Source organism: Terriglobia bacterium, from assembly GCA_020072565.1.
Classification (GTDB): domain Bacteria; phylum Acidobacteriota; class UBA6911; order UBA6911; family UBA6911; genus JAFNAG01.
On record JAIQGI010000065.1, the window covers coordinates 1 to 25,883 of the forward strand.

The following is a 25,883-nucleotide window of genomic DNA, read 5'->3' on the forward strand; positions in this document are numbered from 1 at the left end:
GCCAATCACGCAAGCTCGGCGGCAGCAGCAGGAGCTGCTCCGGACAGTAGGAACGATATGTTTTTGCCATGGAACATAAGGTAAATTTCTCGAGCCCGCCGATCAATAGAAATCAGACAATTCTCGGACGGACTCCTAGCGGGCTCACGCATTCCGGCGAGCCATCGGTTGTTACAAGCTCCGAAGCCATTGGCGGCCGCAGCCCTTGGCGGCCGCAAGCCCTGAAAGGGCGGCCGTAGTTTTCAGCCCAGGGCGCAAGCCCTGGGATGAGACGCAAATGATGGATGAGCCCTGTAAGGGCGATGCAGGAACGCCAGCAATGCCCCGATTACAAGGACCTCGCATCGCCCTTACAGGGCTCTCTTTGTTAATGGCCCTCCATTCCCAGGCCTCATGCCCTGGGCTGCGGACTGCGGACGCCCCTTGCGGGGCTTAAGCCATTGCTCCTGGTACGCTCAAGACGATTCCAATCACCCTTGTTTGGGCTAAGTGAGAAAATATTGCCTTTATAAGGGCCCCGAGACTGTCTGGGAGGATGTCACCTGGCGGGACCGGGTACGGCCGGCCAATCAGGCGCCGGCCGGCCGAGCCACACCCATGCAATGTAGTCTACCGGAGCCGGCTCGCCACCAACCTCGCGGAGGCGGGCATTGATCTGGCCTCGATGGTACAGGGTGTGAAGGGCGACCTGCATAGCAGTGTCTCCAATGGTCGTCATTTCCGGGGCACGGCCCAGGTGCTGGGCGACCATCTCAGCCCATGGCATCGGCATGGACTCCGATACCTTCTCGTCGCTCAGGGCCCCAAGGTGAGCAAGCGCCTCGCCATAGTAACTGCGACCCCAGGCCATGAGCCACTTAGCATCGTCAAACGAAGGGTAAGGCGTCTCACGAGGCTCACTGCGCCAGGTGCGCAGGAACGCACGCTGAACCAGGTGAAGGTGATAGAGAAGGCCCTGGAGCTTAGCGTCCTTCTGTGCATTTTGGGACGCCAACACCGAGGTCCACACTGCTGCATCAGCCCACTCCATATGCCGGTAGAGATCGATGAGAGTGCTTAAATTCATCGCGATATCCTCTCCTTAAGAAGGCGGAGAGTGCGTTGCCGTGAAATCCAAGTCTGCCGCGTCCGGAACGAGGCGACAATGCCTTCCGTGCGGGCCTGGAGAGCACCTGAAGAGAGCCGGGCGAGTTTTGCCTGCGCGGCACATCCGGGCACACGATGCCCCTGGCGCTACCCTCTCAAACATTCAAGGATCGCCGGCTCTCTAGTTTGCGGCAACCACGCGCAGAGTCCTGTCGAGCTTGAATGTCAGCACCGTTTCCACGGGAACCTTGATGGAGCCGCCTTTGGTGACGATTTGAGTGATTGCCCCTGCGGCAGCGCCGGATCCCGCACCGATGGCAGCTCCCTTTCCGCCTCCTGCGATGGCGCCGATGATGGCGCCGACTGCGGCTCCGCCCCCCGTATATTCAGCCGTCCTTTTGTTGGCGCCGATACCAGACTTGCCCGCCTGTCGGAGGTCGACGGTGCTGAGCTGGTATTGGCGACCGCCAACTGATACGGTAGCTAAATCCAGGACCAGATCGGAGGTGCCCTTGACTCGTCCTCCCCCGGATGCGGCGCGGATTACAATTTGAGCATTCGCTCCTCTGGGGATTACGACGTCGCCATTGGCATCGCGAACGTCCTCAGCTATCTCGGCTGCGTAGGTCTGTCCCTTGACGGCCCTTGCAGAATCAATGGCTTCATCGGTGCGGACATTCAGTTCGGTCCCGACCGGCAGTTCGTAGGTCTTGGTGGTGATGGCGGACTCTTCCGGATGCTCACGGCTCAACGCCCGCTTCGGCTGCTTGTGAGCCTCTTGGGCCTGCCCCGCGGGTGCTGGGGTCGACACCTCGTCGTATTCAATCGACCTCAGATCCTTCATCGCAATAGTCCTCGTCGTGTTATCGTCGCCCCGAACCGTGACCTCGGTTGGAGAACTGCTTGTGATCGTCCCCGCGAATTGGCTGCCGTCGCGCAGGAAAACGGTGGCGTGCGGTCCCGTGGCCGTGTTTTGCCTGGCGCAAGAGGAGAGCAGTACAGCGGAGAGTACAAGAAGCATTAATGAGTATTTCCGCATATTTGTCCCGCCTTTCAATTGAATGTCAACTCGTTTCCATTCCGGCTGACACCGCCGCAATTTTACACCTTTTATCGATCAGCAAGAGCCGGACATTTGACTTATAAGCATTTCTATCCGGGAGAACAGAGGAAATCGGAGAGGCAAGGGCTTGGGGCAGGCGGCAGAGGACTTCCATGACCGCGGCGGCATCGAGCGTAGGGAGCGGCAGGAACTCTCCGTTGGGCGTGAAAACGCCTCCGGGGACCAGGGCATGAGCGTGTGGATTGAAGTTGGCGCCATAGGCGCCGAAGGTCTGACGCGTTTGACATGTGCCTGTTTTTTCATGTGGACAGCCGTTGTGAGGGATAGGAAACTTTATTCTTTTGCTGTCCACAGTCACGGCAGGATGTTGTCCACAATAGTTTTAGTGTGGACAGGTGTTTTTTAGCACAGTTTTCGGCGAGGCCTCTGGAGACCACAAAATTCACGAAACACGCGACAAGAATTTCATGTGTTTCGCGCATTTCACGGTTGGTGTCGCGAATGCCGCTTTGCCGCGCCGCTGCCTTCGTGGTTTAATGATCTTTGTCTTTGTAAGGCAGCACATCGGATCCAAGCTAACGTTACGGAAAGCACGAGGCACTACCGGTGCCAGCGGAGCGCCACGCAGTCCATGGATAGTAGAAGGCGAAAAGTAAGTTAGGGGTCTCCTTGGGATCCCGAGAACCCTGGTATCGTATGTCAAATCACGAACAATTGGGGAGGTGACGAGTCATGGCGGATACGTTTTGCATCTGCAACATGGGGACTTGGGGTGACAGATCCAAAGCGAGCCACGTGCTGGTCCAGTTGTACGCTGCCGTGGAGGGGGCTGAGAAGAGCACAAAGTGGATCAATGACGGACCCGGCAGCGGGAAAGGGAAGCCCTGGTACGATCCGATGGGATTGCTTGGAGGCTTGATGGGAGCCGGAATCGAAAATAACCTGGAGGCGACGCTCCCGGTAGTGAAAGCTTCAAATGCAAAGCGGGTCTTCATCCTCGGCCATAGCCGCGGCGCGATTACCAGCTATCTGATTGCAAACCGGCTCCATCATGACAACACGAAACAAGAGGTCCATATTTTCAACGTCGATCCAGTGGCCATGACGATGAAGGAAGGGAAGGATGTCATCACGCCCAACGTCAAGAGTGTGCGCGCGGTCCTGATGGAGAACGACACCTCGACGATGTTCCCGCTGACGTTTGCCCAGCCGAGAATTCAGGGCACCGTAATCCCTGAGTATGTCGTCATGCCCGGAAAGCACGGCACGGCGACAGTGGTCGCAGACTGGAACCCGATAGGTCGGATTACTTATGAACTGATGCTCAAATGGCTGAAGGGAAACAACGTAAAGCTTGCCAACATCGAGCCCAAATCGGACAAGCAAATAAGCGAAATGTTTTTCGAGATCCACGAGAAGAATGCGGTCCAGTGGGAACAGCTGCAGACTAAGCGGAGGGACTGGAAGAAGTTGTGGCTGGGATCCACGACGTTAGAGAGCCACCTGACCGGGCGGGTGGCAGGCCGGGAGATTCGTGAGGGCCACAAGGTGGAGCCTCTGTCGGTGTCGCACCGGCGTGAGATGCTCGCCGCGGCTGGTGTGCAGAATTACCTCTTGGATAGCCCATTGTTCATCAACTCCCTGCACATGAAGCTGTTCATCAAATGCTGGCCTGCGGTATTCAGGGCCTTGTTGAGCGGGAACTGCGAGAAGATTACGGCGGAAGAGCAGAAGCTATACATGGAATTGGAATTGGGTGCGCCTGCACGCACGCGTAAGGGAGATTTCAAGATGCAGGTCGCCGACGTAAAGGGTTACCCGTACACCCTGTTGAGGTTCAAAAAGCTGGGTGTACTCGACTGAATGCCCGTAATGCCAATTTCAGGGAGTCGGCCGCTCCAAACGGGTCCAAGAGACCGACGCCGCAGTGTGCAGCAACAGCGGCCGGCCGCCGACCTGGGGTGTGGAGACGCTCACGAACCTGATCTACGGGTCAGGTTGTGGTGGCAATTAGGTTTGACTCGGCGCGCAGAGTGCTGCTAGTATCAGATTGAGTTCATTGCCGGAGGATCCGGCGTTCATCTGCCAACGACGCAGAGCAACCTTAAGCCTCAAAGAATTTTTGATCTTGCGCCGAGATATGCCGAGCCGACGTGCCTCACAGTCGGCTAGCACAAGAACCTTGCCGGCAATCCCGGGAGCTAGCATGACAGATGCGAAAGCACTCCTCGACCAGGGAAAGCTCGCGGCTGCGATCGAGCGATTGACGCAGGATGTGCGCGCCAACCCCTCAGACTCGCGTTTACGAGTATTCCTCTTCGAGTTGCTCTGCTTCGCCGGGGATCTCGGACGAGCTGAAAAGCAGCTCGATGTCATCGCCCACCAAAATGCTGATATGCAGATCGGTGCGGCCGTCTATCGGCAGATCCTCGCTGCCGAGAAAGCGCGCCGTGCTGTGTTCGCCGAAGATCAGCTCCCCGGCTTCCTGACCGCGCCGCCCGAGCACGTGGTGTTTCACCTGGAAGCCTTGAAGCTGCTGCGAGAGGGGGAGCCGGCAAAGGCACGTATCTTGCTGGAAAAGGCTTTCCAGCTTCGGCCGGCCCTGGCCGGGCGGATGGACGGAGAGTCGTTTCAACGGTTTGAGGACTCCGATCCCTTTCTTGGTCCTTTTTTAGAAGTGGTCGTAAATGGCCAATATACCTGGCTGCCTTTCGAGCAGATCCGGCGCATCGAGATCGCCAAGCCACAACTTTTGCGTGATCTCATCTGGGCAAGAGCCCGAATCGAGAGCTGCGGGGGAGATGCGGGCGAGGTATTTTTGCCGGTCCTTTATCCTGGCTCGAGTGATCACCAGGATGAGGCTGTCAGGCTAGGCAGAACAACGAACTGGATCGACAAGAGCGAAGGATTGGTGCGAGGCGTCGGGCAGCGGATGTTCCTCATCGACGAGCAGGAGCGAGCCATGCTCGAGTTGGCCGAGATTCATTTCGTCCATGCTGGAGAGGGATCGCCGACGTAATTTCTGCCAGCCGGGGGGGAGCCTCGACACACTGCTCACATACGCTGGCTACGCTTTCTGTGCTGTGATAGCTGCCTGAACAGAGACAAGCCTGGGAAGGTCGGTTGATGGCATACGAACCCGTGATAAATCTGGACGAACTGCTGGCGCCGATTCCGGGGGACAATCCCTGCGGCGAAAGTCTCCTGTATTCCGGCCTGTACGATCAGATTCGCAAGGCACGGCGTGCAGAGGCCGATCTTCCGCAGGGGGAGTGGGCCCATGAAGTCAAGACAGCTGACTGGCCCCGGGTCAAGACCCTTGCTGCGGAGGCGCTCACAACTCAAACCAAGGATCTGCAGGTTGGCGCATGGCTGGCTGAGGCACTGATCAAACTCCACAGCTTCGCCGGTCTTCTCGACAGTCTGAAACTCATGCGCGGGCTGTTGACAGGCTTCTGGGACCACGTCTATCCGGAAGCCGACGACGGCGACCTTGAAGCGCGAGCCAACGCTCTGGCCTTCTTCGACAACCAGGCCGCCTTCACGCTCAAAGAATCGCCCATCACCAACTCGATGTCCGAGCCAAACTGCTCTTACTTCCAGTGGGAAGAATCGCGAAAATACGACATTCCGGAAGATCTCTCACAGCTCGACTCGGAGGCACTGGAGGGAGCCAACGCGCTCAGGGAGGAAGCCAAACGGGAGCACAAGGTCACGGGCGAGCAGTGGCGGTCAGCAAAAAACGACAGTACGCGCGTCTATTATGAGGGCATTTACGCACAGCTGAAAGACTGCCTGGAGGAGTTCGCGGCCCTGGATCGGACGATGGATGAGAGGTTCGAGCGCCAGACTCCCGGCTTGGGCTATTTAAAAAAGGCGCTCGAAGACGTTACTTCGCTGGTAGAGAAAACCGTCAGGGAGAAGCGCATGCTCGAACCCGATAAAGCCGGCCCCGAGGAAACTGCTGCCGATGAGACGGCAACTGCAAGGGATGCAGTCGGGCCCAGGGGAGTCGAGGGACCCATCCGCAGCCGACAGGACGCCCTGCAGCGGTTGGAAGAAGTCGTGGAATATTTCCGAAAAACCGAGCCTCACAGCCCCGTCTCTTATCTAGTGGAGCGTGCCATCCGATGGGGGCAGATGCCGCTGGAAGTTTGGCTCCGGGAGGTCATTAAAGAACGTCAGGTGCTCGAGCAGCTTCGCGATACACTGGGACTCGGATCGGCACCGGACGCTGACTAGCGTTATTTCGGCAGGTAGCCACAGGCCGTAGGGAATTCGCATGCTTCTTCCCAGCTGCGGTTCTGGGATGAGGTGGAACCGTTTCCCTGGAATCGGCTCACACGAGCGCGCACTCCGGTTACGCTGCCGGGAGGTTCACGGCCTTCTATAACGGATTCAAGAAAGGAGATGCAATTATGCCAAAGGAGAGTACACAACACAGGCTTGACCGCGTGCGGGCGCCGCGCGTGCATATCACATACGACCTTGAGGTTGGCGGCGCAATCCAGTTGAAAGAACTGCCGTTCGTCGTCGGCGTCATGGGCGATTTTTCCGGCAAGCCTGCAGAACCGCTTGCCCGCCTCAAAGAGCGGAAATTCGTCAACATCGACCGCGACAACTTTGACCAGGTGCTTGCCGGCATGAAGCCTCGCCTGGCCTTTAAGACAGATAACAAGCTGGCCGATGACGGAACGCAGCTGAACATTGAGTTGAACTTCAAAAGCCTGCAGGACTTCGAGCCGGAGCAGGTCGTCAATCAGGTGGAACCGCTGCGCAAGCTGCTTGAAGCCCGCCGCCGCCTCTCGGACCTGGTTCACAAGGTTGACGGCAACGAAAAGCTCGAAACGATCCTTCAGGAAGTCATCAGCAATTCCGAGGTGCTGAAAAAGGTGGGGAAAGCCGCAGCCATGCAGGCCCAGGACAAGGTAAAGAAGGAGGGTGGCAATGAATAAGGACCGCGAATCACAGGCCGGGCCCAAGCAGGCTAAGGCCCTGGAACTCGAGGATGGGGGGGCGCTACTCGATAAGATCATAGATTCCGGCCGCTGGAAAGATCCTTCCAGCCGCACCTTGGCGCGTGACATGATCGGAGAATTGGCCCGCCAGGTGCTTGAAGGCGAAATCACCGTCTCCAAGGACACCGAGGCAATGCTCAATTCCCGAATTGCCCAGATCGACGCGCTGATTTCGAAGCAGCTGAACGAGATCCTGCATGCTCCGGAATTCCAAGGTCTGGAGGCTTCCTGGCGCGGGCTTCACTATCTGGTAAACAAGAGCGAGACCGGAACTCTGCTCAAGGTCCGCGTGCTGAACGCTACCAAGCAGGAGCTGAGCAAAGATTTGGAAAGAGCCGTCGAGTTCGACCAGAGCGCTCTGTTTAAAAAGGTATATGAGGAGGAATATGGCATGTTCGGCGGCGCCCCCTTCGGCGCCCTGATCGGAGATTTCGAGTTCGGCAAGCAGCCGCAGGATATCGCCTTGCTCGAGAAAATCTCGAATGTCGCCGCCGCGGCCCACGCTCCCTTCGTTGCAGCAGCCAGCGCGGAGTTGCTCAGTCTGGAGAGCTTCACCCAGCTGGACGACCCGCGCGCACTGGCCAAGATATTCGAGACTACCGAATATGCAAAGTGGAAGAGTTTCCGCGAATCTGAAGACAGCCGATATGTCGGCCTGTGCGTTCCGCATATTCTGATGCGGCTGCCCTACGGAGCAGCCACAGCGCCGGTCGAGGCATTCCAATTTGAGGAAGAAGTGGACGGCGGAGACCACTCGAAATACCTGTGGGGCAACGCCGGCTTTGCTTTCGCGACGCGCCTCACCGACGCCTTTGCGAAATACAGCTGGTGTGCGGCTATTCGTGGGGTTGAGGGGGGCGGGCTGGTCGAGGGGCTGCCCACTCACACATTCAAAACCGATGAGGGCGATATCGCGCTCAAGTGCCCGACAGAAATCGCGATCACCGACCGGCGAGAGAAGGAGCTTTCGGATCTCGGCTTCATTCCACTGGTGCACTGCAAGGGAACGGATTATGCTGCGTTCTTCGGGGCCCAATCGACCCAGAAGGCGCCGAAGTATGACAGTGAGGCCGCGAATGCCAACGCCCGTCTTGCAAGCCAGCTGCAATACATCATGGCGGTTTCCCGCTTTGCTCACTACCTCAAGTCCATGATGCGCGACAAGATCGGCAGTTTTATGTCCAGGACGGAGTGCGAGGTCTTTCTCAATCGGTGGATCAACAACTATGTGACCACGGATGACTCGGCGTCGCCCGCGACCAAAGCCAAGTTTCCGTTGCGAGAGGCCCGCATCGATGTGGTGGAAATTGCCGGCAAGCCCGGGGCATATCGAGCGATTGCATTCCTCAAACCGCACTTCCAGCTGGATGAGTTGACGGTTTCATTGCGGCTCGTGGCTGAACTGCCGCCTCCAGCCGGCAAGTCGTGAAAAGCGCAAGATCACGGTTGCGGAAATCGCAGCGATGCAGCGCGGCTTCCGCACCATCGGCTCTGAGGATTTCGCACCGAGGGATAATAGCCGATAGGAGGACCTTTTTAGCCGGAGCAGTAGCATAGGGTCATTCCGGTCCCTGTCCTGGTGACTGCGAATTCAGCCGGCCCGAGAGACTGCCGCGTCGATTCTGAAACAGCCGGACCCATCGGCTGTGGTTTTCGGGCGACTGCGAGGAGCGTATGTCACGGTTTGAAACCGATTCCCGCATTGCGCTTTCGGTGCTGGATCGTCTTATCGACTGCGAGCCTGGAAATTTGAATGAGGCGCCTGCCTCGCGGGCCGAGAGCCTGCGTCAGCTGAAGGAATCGGTCAGGCGTGACCTCGAATGGCTGCTGAATACACGCAGGCCGATCCACGAAATATCCGCCGAATTGAAGGAGACGCTGAGATCCCTCGCTGTCTACGGAGTCTCCGACTTCAGCACCTTGAGCGCTAGAAATCTCGCAGACCAGGAGCGCATGTGTCGTGTGGTCCAGGATGCCATTAGGACCTTCGAACCACGCTTGCGGGATGTTACCGTCACCGCTGAACCGGGACGCGAATTTGAGCACATGCTGCACTTCCGCATCCGTGCATATCTTGAAGTCGAACCGGCGCCGGAGCAGGTGAATTTTGACACCTCACTGCAAATATTCAGCACCGAGTTCAAGGTCCAGGGAGACTGATGAAGGAGGAACTGTTAGCCTATTACGAGCGGGAACTCACGTTCCTGCGCCAGAGCGGAGCGGAGTTTGCCGCGAAATATCCCAAGATCGCCAGCCGTTTGCTGCTGGAGGCGGACAAGTGTGAGGATCCGCACGTCGAGCGGCTGATTGAAGCCTTTGCTTTTCTCGCCGGCCGGATTCAATGCAAGCTCGACGATGAATTGCCTGAAATTACCGAATCGCTGCTGGGGATGCTCTATCCTCATTACCTGGCGCCGATTCCATCCATGTCGATCGTGCAATTCGTTCTCGATCCGGAACAGGCCAAGCTCCAGACGGGGCAACAGATTCCGCGGGGGTCAATGCTCTACTCCAGGCCTGTGGCCGGAGCCCCTTGCCGGTTTCAGACGTGCTACCCCGTGCACATCTGGCCCATCGAAGTAGTATCCGCCGGCTTCGAGCCTCCTGAGCGCACCGAAGTGCAGGGACACTCCGCGTATGCGATGCTCCGGATGGAATTGAGGATGCTTGATGGATTGCCGCTTTCCGAACTGCGCGAGAAAACCAGCGAAGGCGAGTACCGCATCATCGATCGGTTGCGCTTTTGTTTGCAAGGCGAGGGACGGCTTGTCTACGGGCTGTATGAGCTGCTGTTCAACAATGTTCTTCAGGTCGAATTTCGGGCGGGCAAGTCGGCTAAGGGGCCTGCTCCAGTCATTCATCAGCCGGATTGCCTGCGTCCCGTAGGGTTCGGCCGCGATGAGGGCATGATTCCCTACACGGACCGTTCCTTCCTTGGCTACCGGCTGCTGACGGAGTATTTCTCGTTCCCCGACAAGTTTCTCTTCTTCGATCTCGCCGGGATCGATCGGGCAGCATGTGCGGGTTTCAGCGACCAGTTGGAGGTGAGAATCTACTTCAACCGCTCCCTCGACCTGGAAACGGCGGTGAACGCGCAGACATTCCGCCTCAATTGCACTCCGATAGTCAATCTATTCCGGCAGGTGGCGGAGCCGATTCAGTTATCCGGCACCAAAACCGAGTATCGCATTGTCCCGGACGTGCGCCAGCAAATGGCTACGGAAGTGTATTCGGTCGACGCCGTCCGCAACGCCGCCCCCCAGCTCGAGAGACCCATCGTCTACCGGCCCCTTTTTTCCTACAAACACGCGGTGGATCGTGAGCGCCAGCGCGTTTACTGGCACGCGAGTCGCCGGCAGTCCGGAAGATCGGATGATATGGGAACCGAGGTCTACCTCAGCCTGATTGATCTCGATTTCAATCCGTCGGTGCCCAATGCCGAGATTCTCACGATCGAAACGACCTGCACGAATCGCGATCTCCCCGGCCAGTTGCCTTTCGGCAGCCCTAACGGTGATTTTCATCTGGAAGGGGCCGGCATCTACACTGCCATCCGGTGCCTCAAGAAGCCGACTCCGACGCTGCGTTCGCCGCTCCGGCGCGGCACGCAGTGGCGCTTGATCTCGCACCTGGCACTGAACTACCTCTCCCTGGCCGAGCAGGAGGGGAGCCACGGGCCGGAGGCGCTCCAGGAGATCTTGAAACTCTATGACTTTGCCGATTCTTCAGCAACACGGCGGCAGATCGAGGGCATCACTCAGGTCAAGGCGCGTCGCGTCTTCCGCTCGATCGGATCGGCGCTGGCTGTGAGCGTGGTTCGCGGCATAGAAGTTTCCCTGGAGCTCGACGAACAGCAGTACGTCGGTGCGGGCGTGTTCCTCTTCGCTTCGGTGCTTGAGCGATTCCTGGCGCTGTATGCCTCGATCAACTCATTCAGCCAGCTGGTCATATCGACACGGCAGCGCGAAGGGATCCTGAAACGCTGGCCTCCTCGCGCCGGGGAACAAATCGTATTATGAAACACCCAATCTTTGAACACGGGCACAGCTTCGAGTTCCTGCAGGCGGTTCGCGTGCTCGAGCGTCTCTTTCCTGACCGGGAGCCCGTCGGCCACGCCGGCCCCCCATCTCGCGAGGTCGCCCGCTTTGGCGCCCGGTTAACCCTCTCGTTTCCGGCAAGCGAGATCCAGAGCGTGGCCGCGGACGAGAGTGGGGAAAGGCCACCCGGCGTGATAGTAAACTTCATGGGACTCACCGGCCCGGTCGGTGTGCTGCCCCATTGTTACACAGAATTGCTCCTCGAACGGATGCTCCGGAAAGATTACACGCTGCGCGATTTTTTCGACCTCTTCAACCATCGAGCGATCTCCCTCTTTTACCGCGCCTGTGCCAAGTACCGTTTTCTGATTGGCTATGAACGGCACCCCGAGGGAGGCATCTCGCAATATTTGAGTGACCTGATCGGAATGGGTACGCCGGCCCTGAAGGGCCGGCTTCGAATCAAGGATGAAGCCCTTTTTTTCTATGCAGGGCTGTTCAACCAGCGTCCTCGCTCGGCCTGCGGGCTGGAGGGAATACTGCGCGACTACTTCGAGGTGCCCGTTGAGATCCGGCTGTTTGTGGGACGGTGGGTTCGGCTGGAACCCGATAACCTGTCTCGCCTGGGCACCCAGAACAGCACACTGGGAGTCAATCTGATCGTGGGAGAGCGCATCTGGGACCGGCAGTCGAAATTTCGGGTCAGGTTAGGCCCGCTATCGCTCGCGGATATTCGCAGTTTTCTCCCCGGCGGCCCAGCGTACGAAGAGCTCATGCGGTTAATCCGTCTATATTCCGGCATGGAGTACGACTTTGATGTGAGTCTGGTTCCACGGGCGGAGGAAGTCCCGTCATGCCGGCTGATGTCGGGGAGTGAAACGGGAGCTCGTCTCGGCTGGTCGTCATGGCTCAAGCTGCGCGATGTCAGAACAAATGCAGACGATATTGTCCTTGCGTGCGACAACTGAGAGAAAAGCCGCGCCTCTTCCCTCCAAGACCGCTCCTCAAGACATGGGGAAGAGGAAGGGAATACTGTGCCGATTCTTCAAAATCTTGCCATCGTACCAGGTACCCGGACAGGGGCTTGATCCCTTCCAATCTCGGGATGAGGAGGATTCGTGTTTTCCAATTTGAAATCACTGATCGCCAAACTGGACCGGACCTGCCGTAGTGCCCTGGAGGCGGCGGCCGGTCTTTGCCTGTCACGAACGCACTATGACGTCGAGCTCGAGCACCTGCTGATCAAGCTCGTCGAGGCTCCGGACACCGATTTGGCGCGCATCTTGCGCCACTTTGAAGTGGACACTTCGCGCCTGATGCGAGACCTGTCGCGCGCCCTGGACCGGCTCAAGACCGGAAACGCGCGCACGCCTGCGCTCTCGCCCCGCCTGCCGCGACTTTTTGAAGAGGCGTGGTCACTCGCCACCATTGACTATGGAGTCCGAGTGTTACGCTCGGGCCACCTGTTGCTGTCACTCCTCGCCGACCCGGATACTGCACGGCTGGCGCGTGACCTGTCGCCGGAATTCAACAAGATCTCGGCCGAGACTCTGCAGAAGGACCTGATGAACATCACGGCCGGCTCCTCCGAGGATAAGGAGAGCGATGTGACGGGAGGACCGACAGAGGCCGGAATGCCTGTGGGTGCCGGTCCCGGCTCCAAAACGCCGGCACTGGACCAATACACCGTCAACCTCACCGAACGTGCCCGGAAGGGCGAGATCGATCCCGTGTTGTGCCGCGATTTTGAGATCCGGCAGGTGGTCGACATTCTGACCAGGCGACGGCAGAACAATCCTATCCTGACCGGCGAGGCGGGAGTGGGCAAGACTGCCGTAGTGGAGGGCTTCGCGCTGCGCATCGTCGCCGGCGATGTGCCGCCGCCGCTACGCAACGTGTCGCTGCGTACGCTCGATCTGGGATTGCTGCAGGCGGGTGCGGGCGTCAAGGGGGAGTTCGAGAACCGTCTCAAGTCGGTGATCGCCGAGGTCAAATCCTCGGCGCTACCGGTCATCCTTTTCATAGACGAGGCTCACACCATGATCGGGGCCGGCGGACAGGCAGGACAAAGCGACGCCGCCAATCTGCTCAAGCCTGCCCTGGCTCGCGGTGAGCTGCGCACGATAGCAGCGACCACATGGGCCGAGTACAAGAAATATTTTGAGAAGGACCCGGCCCTCGCGCGACGCTTCCAGGTGGTCAAGGTTGAAGAGCCCACGGAGGAGCAGGCAATCATCATGATGCGCGGGCTGACGGAAGCGTTGGAGGCACATCACAAAGTGCGGGTCCTGGACGAGGCGGTGGAGGCGGCGGTCCGCCTGTCGCACCGCTACATCTCCGGCCGGCAGCTTCCCGACAAGTGTGTCAGCGTGCTGGATACCGCATGCGCTCGTCTGGCGCTCAGCCAGTCCGCGATCCCGCCACAGGTCGAAGATTGCCAGCGGCGGATTTCGCAGCTCGCAGTCGAAGTCCAGGCTTTGAAGCGCGAGGAAACCGCCGGTGCGGATCACGCCGCGCGCGTTGCCGTTCTCGTGGAGGCGAGCGCTGCCGCCGAATCGGAGTACGCGCGGCTGCAGCAACGCTGGAATAAAGAGCGTACGCTCGTGGCCCGGCTGCGCGAAATCCGGGAGCAGCTCGAAACTCGTACGAGGAAGTCCGACGGCGGAGACGAAAGCAAACTACTCCCGGAAGATGTCGAAAAACTGCGCGCCGAGCTGAATCTCCTCAATGCCGACCTGGCCGGAGTGCAGGGAGAGAGCCCACTGATGCAGGTCTGCGTGGACTCCCAGACGGTGGCGCAGGTGATATCAGGTTGGACGGGCATTCCGGTGGGCAAGATGATGAGCGATGAGATCCGTACCGTGCTTTCGCTGCATCAGCGCCTGGCCGAGCGCGTCATCGGCCAGGAACATGCGCTCTTTGCCATCAGCCAGCGCATTCAAACGGCCCGCGCCAACCTCGTCGATCCCCGCCGTCCCATCGGCGTCTTCCTTCTCGTCGGGCCCAGCGGTGTGGGCAAGACCGAGACGGGGCTGGCCCTGGCGGATGCCCTCTACGGAGGCGAGCGTAACATGGTTACGATCAATATGTCCGAGTATCAGGAAGCTCATACCGTCTCCAGCTTGAAAGGCTCGCCGCCGGGTTACGTGGGTTACGGGGAAGGTGGTGTGCTGACCGAGGCGGTGCGCCGCAAGCCGTATTGCGTTGTCCTGCTCGACGAGGTCGAAAAGGCGCATCCGGATGTCATGGAGCTCTTCTTCCAGGTCTTTGACAAGGGCATTCTCGAAGACGGCGAAGGCCGGGAAATCGATTTCAAGAACACCGTCATCCTGCTTACCTCAAACGCGGGCACGGACACCATCATGAAGCTGTGCGCAGATCCGGAGACGCGTCCCGAGCCGCTGGCGCTTGCCGAGGCCTTGCGGGCCGACTTGCTCAAGTTCTTCAAGCCTGCGTTCCTGGGCCGCCTGATCGTGGTGCCGTATTATCCCATTGCCGATGAAACCATGCGCCTGATCATCAGGCTGCAGCTGGGACGCATCCAGAAGCGCATGGCGGCAAACCATCGTGCCGAGTTCGCTTACGACGACGCCCTGGTCTCTGCCATCGCCGGCCGCTGCCACGAGGTCGAAAGCGGAGCGCGCAACGTGGATCACATCGTGACGCGCACGTTGCTGCCCGAGATTTCCCAGGAAATTCTCGGCAGGATGGCCCAGGGCCAGCAAATCAGCCGGGTGCACGTCTCGGTCGACGACTGCGGCGGCTTCAAATACCGGATCGAGACGGATGGCCCTCAATGTGCTTTTTCCGTTGCATGAGGAGCAACTTATGACGACATATCTCCAGGCCGACCGGCCGCTGACGATTACCACGCCGTTGGGCAAGGACGACCTGCTCCCGGTAGGATTTTCCGGCCGTGAAGCCATCTCTCAGCTCTTCGGGTTTCAACTCGATGCACTTGCCGAGAACAAGACCAATATCGCTTTCGACAAGCTCCTCGGCCGGAAGATCACGATCAGTCTGCGCTTGCCCGGCGGCAAGCAGCGTCATATCAACGGCATCTGCAAGGGAATACGTCAGGGCGGCCGGGACCATGAGTTTACCTCCTACCGTCTGGAAATCGTCCCGGAGCTCTGGCTGCTGACCAAGAGAACGCAGAGCCGCATATTTCAGCAGCTCTCCGCCCCCGATATCCTGAAAAAGGTGCTGCAAGGGCTCGATGTCTCTTATGAAATTCAGGGTGCCTTCCAGCCGCGCGATTATTGCGTCCAGTACCGTGAGACGGATTTCGGCTTCGCCAGCCGCCTATTGGAAGAGGAAGGCATCTACTACTTTTTCAAACACACCCAGGATGGACACATGCTCGTCCTCGCCAACACTCCTCAGAGTAATCCCGACATCCCCGAAGCGAGCCAACTGATTTTTGGGGAAGCAATGGGAGGCTTGCGGGAGGAGGACCGAATCCATTCCTGGGAAAAGAGCCAGGAATTGCGCTCCGGCAAGTGCACGCTCTGGGACTACTGCTTTGAACTCCCGCATAAGAATCTTGAGGCTGAAAGCACCATTCTCGACTCCGTGCAGGTAGGCAGCGTGATTCACAAGTTGAAGGTCGGCGGCAACGACAAGCTCGAGCTATACGACTACCCGGGAATGTATGCTCAGCGGTTCGATGGTGTCGACGGACGCGGGGCTGACAGGCCGAGCGATCTCCAGAAAGTGTTTGAAGACAGCAATCGGACCGTGGGGATCCGCATGCAGCAGGAAGAGACGCCTGGCATACTGATCATGGGGAAAAGCGACTGCAGACAACTGGTCAGCGGGCACAAGTTTGACCTGGGAAGACACTTCAACGCCAATGGTCAGTATCTGACAACCAGCGTCGAGCACTTTGCGGAGTTTTCCGGGGGCTACCATTCGGGAATGAAGGAGTTCGAATATCACAACAGCTTTACGTGCATCCCCTATGCCCTGCCGTACAGGCCGCCGCGGATCACGCCGAAACCGTTCGTCAAAGGAACGCAGACCGCCGTCGTGGTCGGGCCCTCGGGCGAAGAGATTTTCACCGACAAGTATGGCCGCGTGAAGGTGCAGTTTCGCTGGGACCGAGAAGGGCAGAATAACAGCGACAGCTCCTGTTGGATTCGGGTGGGCACTCCCCTGGCGGGCAGGCTATGGGGGATCTCCCATATCCCGCGCATCGGCCAGGAAGTCGTAGTCGCCTTCGAGGAAGGGGATCCGGACCAGCCGATCATCCTCGGTTCCGTATACAACGCCGAGATGACTCCGCCTTACAAGCTTCCGGGTCACAAGACCAAAACCGGCTACAAGTCTTGCTCCTCTCCGGGAGGCGGGGGCTTCAACGAGGTCCGATTCGAAGACAAGAAAGGCGAGGAGCAGATGTACATTCATGGCGAGAAGGACCTCGACATCCACATCAAGAACAACGCAACCGGATGGATCGGCAAGGACCGAACTTTGACCGTCATCGGTAAATCCGACCAGTGTGCCAAAGAGTACCACCTCAAGGCGGATAGCGTGGTCATCGAGGCGGAATCAAGCATTTCGCTCAAGGTTGGCCAGTCTGTCATAACCGTGGATGCAGCAGGCATCAAGACCAGCACTGCGGGAAAAATCGAACTCGATGCCAAGGGCATGGCGGAAATCAAGGGTGGTGCCGCCGTGAAAGTCACTGCTGTTGGAGATACGGAAATCAAAGGTGCAATTGTAAGGATCAATTAGGTATCGGAGAAGCATGCTGCGAACTCCATACGGCGGATAGCAGCCGATGGGAAACCACCCGGCCCCCAGAGCGGGTAAGCCGGGTTCGCGGCGTGAGGGTGATCAAGATGATGGCGGCTTGCACCATAAGGAGTCCACATGTTTCCTGCAGCCAGAATAGGTGACATGCACGTGTGTCCCATGGTAACCCCGGCAGTTGCGCCCATCCCCCATGTCGGAGGGCCCATCACGGGTCCCGGTGTACTGAACGTCCTGATCGGCGGTCAACCGGCTGCGATCGCCGGTGACATGGCCACATGCGTCGGTCCACCGGACAGCATCATAAAGGGTTCGTCCACCGTGCTCATCGGCAATCGTCCCGCAGCCCGGCTGGGCGACGTGACTGCTCACGGTGGGAGCATAGTGGCCGGTTGTCCCACCGTCCTGATCGGCGGCTGATGCGGATCAGGACGGGAGAGATTTGTGCGCTTCAACTCTCGGAATCCTGTTATAATCACGAGGCCATATCCTCAAACGTGTTCGGCAAAGACTCGATTCAACTTGAGCAGAGGTAGCGAAGGATTCCTGAAGCAATCCGGTTCGGCGCGCCTCTAATCCTCCTCGAGTTGATCGTTGTAGGATGCAGGAACTGATGGTTCCTATGGGGCGTCTTTCGATAGACTCCCGGAGCGAAACCATCAAGGTCCTGCACAATCGGGAGCATCATCAGGCGTGAGATGTTCGGCTTTTGTGGCCGGACCGAAAGCGATCAGGCGTTCACAACGAGGGGAGAATCTTATGGCAGTAGATATGTTCATGGAGATGGGCGATATCAAAGGCGAAACCCAGGACAAAGATTTCAAACAAAAGGGTGCTGTCGATATACTGGCCTGGAGTTGGGGAATGTCGCAGTCAGGCAATTTTCACATGGCTGCCGGCGGGGGAGCGGGCAAGGCCAACTTTCAAGACATCTCTTTCACGAAATGGGTCGATAAATCATCACCGAAACTCATGCTGGCCCTGTCGAAAGGCACGCACATTGCCGAGTGCAAATTGACTTGTCGCAAGGCCGGTGAGGGCCAGCAAAAGTACATCGAAATCACAATGAAGCCTTGTATGGTTACATCCCTTTCGACCGGCGGCAGCGGAGGCGAAGACAGGTTGACCGAAAATGTGACCTTGAACTTCAAGGAGGTTTCCTTCCAGTACTACGTTCAGGACGAGAAGGGAAATACCAAGCTGGGAGGGGAGTTTGGCTGGGATATAGCGGCGAACGCCCCGACCAAATCCTGACACGCACGAAACCGTTCAAGATCCGGAAGCGCTCGGAGTCGGGCGTTGCTGCCTGACTCCTTGTCGCTCGACTGCCTGAGTGGAAGAACTCCAGTTCTGAGCCCGAAGCTATCGTATGTGAAGCGTCAGTTCAACTTTTCCCCCGCCGAACAGCAGCATCGAACGAGGGCGTTTGAGTTCAAAGACCTTGCCATCGCTTTCAATCCCCAGGCGGACATCCACACAGAGATAGTTGTTGTCTCCTTTTTTAGCCATGCAGATCTTGAACGGGCCGGGATTCACCGCATTCGGGAATTGGAAGACGCCGTCGCCAGTTTGTGTCCTCATGATCTCTTTGTTTGCCAGGTACCTGTTCTCGGAATAAGCCTCGAGCAGCGATACGGTAGCCTGCTTCAGAGTCGTGCCCCTCTCCCTGACAATGCCTCCCACGGTCAGGCTTCTTTTCCGCTCGTCTTTGACCGATCCGACGGGAGTTGCCCGGTCCGCCATGGACAAGAGGTTTTGGATGGGCTGCTTCAAAATGGGCTCGACGGCCAGGCGCGAGTTTTCGTCAAAGCTCACCAGAAGCCCGTTTGTGACCTGCAGTGCGGCCTCGGACGCACGGCCGATCTCGCTGATCTGGGCCGCGGGCTGATCGGCGTCGAGAAATGATCGTATGACCACCTGAAGCCGACTCAGCGCCTTCAGGTACTGGGTCAAGGGTGAATCCTGGCTCTCTTTCTGTTTCACGAAATTGTGGATGGATTGGAAAGTCCTGGCCACCTGCATGCATTCCGCTGGAACTGTGCCGTCGACGTCCTTTGGCCTGGCCGGATCCAAATCCTCCCAGGTTTGCACGGAGACGGTTCTCAGCAGATCAGCGAAGGGGGAGGCCTGGGCATCGCACAGAATGGTGAGCTTCTGCGATGCATCCTGAAAATTGCCAAAAGGTGTCACCCGGATACTCTTGAGGAAATTCCACCAGCTTTCCTGATAGTCGCCAAAGTAGCTCGCCCGCAGTTTCTCATCGATTCTGGGCTGGCTGGGCCCGGTTGCCGACGTTCCCAGCACCCAACTTCTCTCCTCTTCGTAATCCCTCTTCATCTCAAGAATCTTGTCTTTGACAAATGTATCCCAGCCGACTTTAGTGAAGGTGCCGTTCACTTCCGCTCCCGCGCCCAAGACTGAAAGATTTTTCCCAGCCAAAATGCCGGCCAGCGTGATCGAGTTGATCTTCGACCCCCCTTCCTCCTGGATAACGCCGTAATAGTACCGGTCCGGCTCGACGACCAGCAGCAGCTTCCTTACCCGGTTCACCAGTTCGTCGTCCGCACTACTCCGCGAAAGGTGATAGGCCGGATTCCGATGGTTGCCAAGCTGATGCAAATAAAACCTCAACAGTTCCGCCGCCATCGGCCGGTCCTTCTCCTGGACTCCGAGGCTGCAATATTCGCGCGTCGGCCCTTCCATGAAGGCGGGATCGGCTTTCGCTGCGGTCGAGAACATCAAGTATGTTTTCAGGAGAGTATAAGCTTGACTTGGATTGAATTCCGTCTGGCCCGGCTTCGCGGTCTGTGCGCCTGCCTGGGCCACCATCGCACCCAGCTGTGTCTTCAGACCGTTGTATTTGTGACCGAGGCGCGTATCCCCATCGAGCATCTGATCAAGGAACAGCAGCTTGAGTTGTCCCAGATAAACCTTTCGTGCTTCATTCAGCGTTGATTCTCCGGCGTACAAACCCCAGTGCAGGTGCCGGCCATGGGTCCTGCAGGCGCTCGTTTCGCCCTGGCACTCCAGGTTCTCGAGGCTCGTTTTCAGGCGGCTCAATGCCAATAGATTATCGGTGGTCTTGCCATCCCGAATGGCGATGCCTTGAGCGGCCTCAACGGCACGGATGAGGTCGCGGCTATCTCGATAAGCTCCCCAGATGAAGGTCATGAGAATGAGCGGCAGCACGATTGTCGCGGCCCCCACGGCCGCCATCCTGATTCGAAGGCGGCGACGCCTGACCTCGGATGAGAGACCTGCCATATTCCGGTCGGGAATGATGACCTGCGTGAAGAGGGGGTGGATGAAACAGCTTGTCGTTTCCAGAGCCCTGTCCACTTCGGGAGCTTTAGGCAGGCCGGTTTTCTCGCGCATCAGTTCGCCGACTGGGTCGAGGCTGCGGCCCATCGATACAGAACTGGTGAAATAGAATCCGCGCAGGAGAGGTTTGTCGCGGAACTGATTGAGCCGGAAGAGAATCCCGACGAAATCCCGCAGCTGATCCTTGATCAATGAAAACTGCAGGGGGAAGGCGAAGATTTTTTCCCGAGTCTGCTCGTTTCGGTTCGCCGGACCCAGAACGCGACGGGACAGGAAAGACCGGCAGATGGTCTCGAACTCCAGCTCAAACTCATTTTCCGGATTAGGACCCTGGTACTGCTCCTTCCTGAAGGTGGCACCGAGGGGAGAATTCTCGCGATCTTGAGGTGTGCCCACGAACTCTCTGAAGCCCGCGATCAGGTCGCACTTGCTAAACAGAAGATAGATGGGCAAAACCATGCCAAATTCGTGCGCGGTCATATCCAGGTAGGCACGAATTCGGTCAGCCCGCTCCCTGAGGGCATCCCGGTCGAGCTGTAAAAGATCGGCGACATCCACTACCAGGACAAGGCCGTCGATCGGCTTCATCCTTCTATGTTGTTTGATTTGACCGAGCGCAGCCTGCCACGCTCTCATTGGATGATCCTCTGAGAAGTATGCGCCGGAAGGATCGATGAATAGGGCTTCGTTAGACACCCACAGGTCGCAATCCTCGGTCGGACCAATGCTCAGCTTCCCCAGCGCTTTCTTCGGCTCCGTGTAGGGAAAGGCAAATCCAGACTGTGCAATGAGCGTCGATTTCCCGCTTCCCCGCTGCCCGAGAAACAGATACCAGGGTAATTCGTAAACTGGATCTCGACCTGCCTCGGCAAGTTTGGACTTCTTCAGCCACTGGATTGCCCCCGCTAGACGCTCCCCCAAGACCGGCGCCTTTTGAGGACTGGAAGCGGGCGCTTGTACCTGAGCTTGAGTCTGCGTTGCGGGCTGGTCGGATTGCTTCCGCCTGAAAAAAACAAAAATGAGCAGAAGGAGAATCCCCAGCCCTGCGACGATTGCTGCTACCAGAGTGATTGTGCTGCGCTGCATGCCGAACCGGGGTCCCAGGAACCATGCGGCAGGAATAAGAATCAGCAGGAAAATGGCGGCGAGAAGGGCCGTGCCTGGGAATGATGAATGCGGATTCCTCATCGGCTCACCTGTCCAATGGTACGGATGACGTTAGAGCTGCTGTTGCGCGGCCTCGTTGCACCTTGCTCGCTTCGGTTCGAATGTGAATGAAAAAGACTATATAGAGCAGCAGGCACGCCACCAACACGGCCGCGCATAAGTAAACAAACCAACGCGGAAGCTTGTCCGCTGTACGGGAAGGGCCGTCCGCCAGCCGCCAATGCGGCGAAAGATCTTTCTGATCCTCAGCCTGCCCCCGCTCCAACTCGCTCTGAAGCACCTTCTTCAATGCTTGAAGTCGTTCGGTTCCCGCAATCCCGTACTTCCCCTTAAATCCATGCGCCAGGCACAGATAGTAAACTTCGAGACTTCCTCTCCTGAGCTTCTCCTGCGCCCTGAGGACTTCCAGCTTCTCAAAGAAGCCCTCGCCGGCAAGATAGGTCCCGAAAAAGTGGAGTTGCATGGGATCCTCGCCCCACTGATCTCTGCCCGGCCACTCCGCGCTCAGGACGGTTTCGTCGACGAAGGCTGCCAGCGCATATTTGGCTGCCGCAATGTCGTCCGGATCAATTTTTTGTGCTTTGGCTTTTTGCTCGAACTCATCAAAGAGCTTCAGAACACCCTGGTGGAGCGTGCTGGACTCGGCCATGTTCGCCCGGTTGCGCATGCCCAGGGCAAAGAGAAAGATCTCGGTGGCCAACTCGGAAAGCGTTACCGATTTTGCGGATTCATCCATGGAGTCTCTCAGAAGGGGCACCTATTCTTTGATCGACCAAAGTTCCAACCTCAGACCCGGAAATCTCTGTCCCGGGATCCGAAGGGTAAGCGTCCGCGACTTGCAGATCTCTTCCCAATGCTTCTGGCTTTCCGAGTCCCCCCGGCTCTCCAGGCGAAAGTACTGCAGGCCGAGTTTCACGCGAAGCGGATGCGGGGGAACAGGACGGTGCACCAGAGCCACGCCTGGAAGGGCCAGACCGAGTAAAGAACTTATCTTGTCGGCCGAGCTGATCTTCGCCTGTTTGGGCAGTTCTTCGATGAGCTGGTGTTCGGGAATATCAGCCTTCGCGGCGAGAAACACCTCTGCGGCGACAAACAATTGATCATCGGCAATTTGTGCCGTGAACTTGGATTCGCTCTCCCGTATTAGCGGGATCTCTACCGCGCCGGTTGGGACGGCAGCCTTGAGAAGCTCCTGAATAGCCTTATCCAATCCCAGGAAGGTCGCGGAAAGGTTGCTGTGATCATATCGCGGCAGATCCTTCGGGTGTGCCGAAGGAGAAAACGTCATCAATGCGCTCGCGAGCTGCGCCATCGAAGTAAAGAGGAGCTCCGGATGCGATCGAGGCACGCGATGGTAATGATCGATTATCGGTATGAAGGAATTGACGGTGTGAAGAAGCCACAGCGTTCCCAAATCGGAGCTGCCGTATTCCAGCAATCCGGCCGTTCGCTGACCCCGGGATTCAGAAAGCGATGCACTCTTGCTATGCAGCGTTTCGAGCAGCCGGCGCACAATGTGCGTGAGCAGGCTGGAACAAGAAATGTGCAGGCAGGCCGGAATGTAGGTGTCGTCAAGAACGAACGATCCGCCGCTTTCCTGTTTCAACCTGGCAACCTGGAGGTGATCGTGATCTGTAAGAGACTCGCCTCCGAGGAGTATTCTCAGGTTGTTTCTGGCGACATCCACCTCCCGCTCATTTTCACCGGTATTCTCATCGATGACGCGAATCGATTCTTTCAAATAGCGCGCGGACGAGGCATCACCTTCGTTGCCGCCGGATACATTGCGGAACGAGGCGCGCTTTGCGGGAAGCGCTACATGCACGTCCACCGTTTGTATGGAGGGATCGAGAGTATGGCTGAGCACTCGGGACAGGGCCGGCCCATCGGACTCTGATGCGCTGAAGATCGTGCCCCCCGGAAATATGCCGCCGCACCGGACGATCGAAAAATGGCCGTTCGCGAGACCTTCGCGATTGACCTCCAGCTCGGTAAGCCCCCAGGCAAACGGGGCCAGCGATCTGATTCGAAAGTCGATGGTGTGCTGCTGATAGTCATCCCACTGCTGAAAATGGTGAGGGGTGAGAAACATCCCCTCACTCCAGAGAATCTTTCTGTCTCGGGTCATAGCGCCCCTGATAGCTGAGGTGGCCCGATTATACACCCAATTTCAGGATGATCGCCCGAGGCAATACGAAAAATTCTGGAGTGCACCGGCCTGCCTCCTGTCTGATTGCCTCCGCAGCACCGAATCGCGACACGGACGAACAGGGAATTTCCTGCGCCGGCGGTACTCACAATTGCGAGGGATATGGGGAAAAAGATGCAATGCGGGCGCCGCTTGGGGGCACCGCAAAGGGCCAGGATTTTGCTTTCAGAGCCAGGCGACACCGCTGGTCATCGTTGACGGGGATTCGTTTTTTGCCGAGCTCCTCTCCGAGCACTCGATTCTCCGTGAGGAGTTACTCGACGGCGTCCTGCTCCCAGCGGGCATCATCCAGTCGCGTGGCGCCCGCAACGACGACGGAATCGGCATCACCGGGATAGTCTTCCGACATGAAACTGCGAACTGTCAGGTGTTTCATATGTCCTAGCCCTTATGCTCGTGCACAGCAGGCCGCGAGCGAATGTTATCGATGGTGTGCCAATAATTCGCCAGGGCGGCACGCCCGGTCTTCGAGAGGCGGCAATCCGTCTTGGGGATCTTGCCCTGGAAGCTCTTGCGAATCTCGATGTAGCCGGACTTCTCCAAGCGGTCGAGATGCGATGAGAGGTTTCCGCTGGTCAATTCAAGCGCGGAAAGCAAGAAATTAAAGTCCGCCGCATCAACTCCAGAGAGGATCATCAGGATGCGCAGACGCGTCGGTTCGTGAATAACGCGGTCCAGATCGTTCATGGTCGCCTCACCGTGCCACCGGTTTCTTGCCCGCGGCCGCCGACCCCCAAACGTCTGAGCCGCCGAAGAGAGTAGCGATTATAGACATGGCCTGCCAGCGCGCTGAGCATGCCGTAGCCGATCGTCGGTACCACAATGTTCAGGCTGGACCATTCGCCGCCAAACAGGATCGGCGCGCCGGCAAGAAGGAGCACGGCGTGCAGGCCGTAAAGGACGGCCCAAAGCAAGAACATAGAGACAACTCCGGGCACTGAAAGTGCGAGGGCCATCAGAAATGGAACAGCGTACAAAGTCGACACAGGTTGCTGGTATTCTTCTGTGAGACGCGCTCCGAGGATTACTTGCGCGGGTATGCCGACAGCCAACAAGAGGAAGCCGGAAAAAACCAACCTCCGCCGGAGCGGTGATTTCAGCGACGGTGCAATGATGGCCACCCCTTCGTTGGGGTAGCACCATTCGTTCAGGATTCGCACCAGTCTCCTAAACATGCTTGGTATGACAAGTGGCACGATGGCGCCTAAGCAGACAGCCAACGCCGCCATCCTGAGGCCAAACGCGAGCATCCGGCCAGCGCGATAAGCCTCGCCTGCTAATTGCGAAAACTGGCCGATTCCCCAGCAAATGAGGAGAAAAGCAGCAAGGAGCACGAGAACCGGAAGCGTCCGGTTTAGGGCATACGATCGGCTCCACTTGGGAATTTCCCGGATTTCCTGCAACGGAAGCTGTTCTGGTGATGACTTTTCATTTTCATTCATGATGCAAGCCTCCTTGTCATAGCAATTACTTTGTATCACAAACTATCTTGTATGGCAAGAAGTTTTAGCGCGCTCATCCCCGCCCTGCCCGGCCACGTCTGACTGCAACTCCCGGCCCTGAAGTAGCGAGGCCAGCCTGGCAGTGTATCCAAACACGCCGCCAGCCAGAAGCATGATAAGATATCAATGATCAGACATTCAGACAGAGAGCCATAAGAGTGGTGCCGTGATGCGTCGCTCAGAGCCGGCTCTCTGATGGTCCACGCAGGCATCGGGATGGCGTTTGCCAACTGGTGGACCCTGGCATCCAGTGTTCTCCCCTACCTCGTCGCTGTGGTCTATCGTATCCACGTCGAGGAGACCGCTCTGGAGGCAGCCTTCGGGCCAGCCTACGAAGAATACGCGCGGACGACTAAGCGTCTTATTCCTTGGGTGTACTAGGGGGAGTCGATCAGAAAAGAACTCGATTTTCAGTATGATCCCTTAGCTCAATAGTCCCGAGATACTGGTGGATCGGAGCCGGGAGATCATCATGAATCTGGGCTACACGCAGGAACCTCTGGACAGCGCCTGTGGATTTTTAGGAGCCGATTTTCTGGAGCACCTGAAAGCCAACGTTACCGGACCAAGGCATTGGGAACAGCTGGCTGCATATTCCGACCCATCGTGGACACCCATTCCAATCGATCGTGGACAGTCATTCCGATTGATCGTGGACAGCGATTCCGACGCGATCGTGGACACTTTTTCCCGATGATTGGAATCGGTGTCCACGATCGTGGA

General features: G+C 57.8%; 21 protein-coding genes. 14 read left to right on the top strand and 7 right to left on the bottom strand.

The features are described from left to right. Nucleotides 1-538 precede the first annotated feature (538 nt). Both LAP85_26100 and LAP85_26105 read right to left on the bottom strand, forming a co-directional pair. Nucleotides 539-1,066, bottom strand: coding sequence for a hypothetical protein (locus tag LAP85_26100; GenBank protein MBZ5499886.1), 528 nt, complete (start codon nt 1,064-1,066; stop codon nt 539-541). Between the two features lie 201 nt (nt 1,067-1,267). Further along, nucleotides 1,268-2,125 carry a hypothetical protein gene (locus tag LAP85_26105; protein ID MBZ5499887.1) on the bottom strand — a complete coding sequence of 286 codons (858 nt, stop codon included), beginning with the start codon at nt 2,123-2,125 and terminating at the stop codon, nt 1,268-1,270. A gap of 756 nt (nt 2,126-2,881) precedes the next feature. Here LAP85_26105 and LAP85_26110 point away from each other — a divergent pair. From LAP85_26110 to LAP85_26165, 12 genes are all read left to right on the top strand, one after another. After that, nucleotides 2,882-4,012, top strand: coding sequence for a hypothetical protein (locus tag LAP85_26110; protein MBZ5499888.1), 1,131 nt, complete (start codon nt 2,882-2,884; stop codon nt 4,010-4,012). A 196-nt stretch (nt 4,013-4,208) separates the two neighbouring features. After that, nucleotides 4,209-5,168: a tetratricopeptide repeat protein gene (locus LAP85_26115; GenBank protein MBZ5499889.1), complete on the top strand. Its 960-nt coding sequence runs from the start codon at nt 4,209-4,211 to the stop codon at nt 5,166-5,168. Nucleotides 5,169-5,275: 107 nt separating this feature from the next. Then, nucleotides 5,276-6,391, top strand: a complete 1,116-nt coding sequence (gene tssA, locus LAP85_26120; GenBank protein ID MBZ5499890.1) for a type VI secretion system protein TssA — start codon at nt 5,276-5,278, stop codon at nt 6,389-6,391. 173 nt (nt 6,392-6,564) lie between these two features. Next, the gene (tssB, locus tag LAP85_26125) at nt 6,565-7,104 is read left to right on the top strand and encodes a type VI secretion system contractile sheath small subunit (protein ID MBZ5499891.1); all 540 of its coding nucleotides are present in this window, start codon (nt 6,565-6,567) and stop codon (nt 7,102-7,104) included. Further along, nucleotides 7,097-8,596, top strand: a complete 1,500-nt coding sequence (tssC, locus tag LAP85_26130; GenBank protein MBZ5499892.1) for a type VI secretion system contractile sheath large subunit — start codon at nt 7,097-7,099, stop codon at nt 8,594-8,596. The genes tssB and tssC overlap by 8 nt, the downstream gene beginning before the upstream one ends. A 245-nt stretch (nt 8,597-8,841) precedes the next feature. Next, on the top strand, nt 8,842-9,327 hold the full coding sequence (tssE, locus tag LAP85_26135; protein MBZ5499893.1) for a type VI secretion system baseplate subunit TssE: 486 nt from the start codon (nt 8,842-8,844) through the stop codon (nt 9,325-9,327). Further along, on the top strand, nt 9,327-11,186 hold the full coding sequence (gene tssF / locus LAP85_26140) for a type VI secretion system baseplate subunit TssF (GenBank protein MBZ5499894.1): 1,860 nt from the start codon (nt 9,327-9,329) through the stop codon (nt 11,184-11,186). The genes tssE and tssF overlap by 1 nt, the downstream gene beginning before the upstream one ends. Beyond that, nucleotides 11,183-12,172: a type VI secretion system baseplate subunit TssG gene (gene tssG / locus LAP85_26145; GenBank protein ID MBZ5499895.1), complete on the top strand. Its 990-nt coding sequence runs from the start codon at nt 11,183-11,185 to the stop codon at nt 12,170-12,172. The genes tssF and tssG overlap by 4 nt, the downstream gene beginning before the upstream one ends. A 150-nt stretch (nt 12,173-12,322) precedes the next feature. After that, nucleotides 12,323-15,022, top strand: coding sequence for a type VI secretion system ATPase TssH (gene tssH, locus LAP85_26150; protein MBZ5499896.1), 2,700 nt, complete (start codon nt 12,323-12,325; stop codon nt 15,020-15,022). 10 nt (nt 15,023-15,032) lie between these two features. Continuing rightward, entirely contained in the window at nt 15,033-16,943 is a 1,911-nt protein-coding gene (gene vgrG / locus LAP85_26155; GenBank protein ID MBZ5499897.1) for a type VI secretion system tip protein VgrG, read from the top strand. Between the two features lie 138 nt (nt 16,944-17,081). Beyond that, nucleotides 17,082-17,381: a PAAR domain-containing protein gene (locus LAP85_26160; GenBank protein MBZ5499898.1), complete on the top strand. Its 300-nt coding sequence runs from the start codon at nt 17,082-17,084 to the stop codon at nt 17,379-17,381. A gap of 339 nt (nt 17,382-17,720) precedes the next feature. Continuing rightward, complete coding sequence (locus LAP85_26165) at nt 17,721-18,215, top strand: type VI secretion system tube protein Hcp (GenBank protein ID MBZ5499899.1); 495 nt, start codon at nt 17,721-17,723, stop codon at nt 18,213-18,215. A 108-nt stretch (nt 18,216-18,323) separates the two neighbouring features. On the opposite strand, the gene tssM is transcribed toward LAP85_26165, so the two are convergent. The 5 genes from tssM to LAP85_26190 form a co-directional block, all read right to left on the bottom strand. Further along, nucleotides 18,324-21,470, bottom strand: a complete 3,147-nt coding sequence (gene tssM, locus LAP85_26170; GenBank protein MBZ5499900.1) for a type VI secretion system membrane subunit TssM — start codon at nt 21,468-21,470, stop codon at nt 18,324-18,326. 4 nt (nt 21,471-21,474) lie between these two features. Beyond that, entirely contained in the window at nt 21,475-22,185 is a 711-nt protein-coding gene (gene icmH, locus LAP85_26175; protein ID MBZ5499901.1) for a type IVB secretion system protein IcmH/DotU, read from the bottom strand. Nucleotides 22,186-22,206: 21 nt separating this feature from the next. Then, on the bottom strand, nt 22,207-23,577 hold the full coding sequence (gene tssK / locus LAP85_26180) for a type VI secretion system baseplate subunit TssK (protein ID MBZ5499902.1): 1,371 nt from the start codon (nt 23,575-23,577) through the stop codon (nt 22,207-22,209). 462 nt (nt 23,578-24,039) lie between these two features. After that, entirely contained in the window at nt 24,040-24,345 is a 306-nt protein-coding gene (locus LAP85_26185; GenBank protein MBZ5499903.1) for a transcriptional regulator, read from the bottom strand. Then, nucleotides 24,342-25,100, bottom strand: coding sequence for a hypothetical protein (locus LAP85_26190; GenBank protein ID MBZ5499904.1), 759 nt, complete (start codon nt 25,098-25,100; stop codon nt 24,342-24,344). Before LAP85_26190 ends, LAP85_26185 begins: the two co-directional genes overlap by 4 nt. Nucleotides 25,101-25,376: 276 nt before the next feature. On the opposite strand from LAP85_26190, the gene LAP85_26195 reads away from it, so the two are divergent. Together LAP85_26195 and LAP85_26200 are read left to right on the top strand one after the other, a co-directional pair. After that, nucleotides 25,377-25,541 (top strand): hypothetical protein, encoded by a 165-nt coding sequence (locus LAP85_26195; GenBank protein MBZ5499905.1) that lies wholly within the window; start codon nt 25,377-25,379, stop codon nt 25,539-25,541. Between the two features lie 91 nt (nt 25,542-25,632). Then, complete coding sequence (locus LAP85_26200; GenBank protein ID MBZ5499906.1) at nt 25,633-25,857, top strand: hypothetical protein; 225 nt, start codon at nt 25,633-25,635, stop codon at nt 25,855-25,857. Nucleotides 25,858-25,883: the final 26 nt, after the last annotated feature.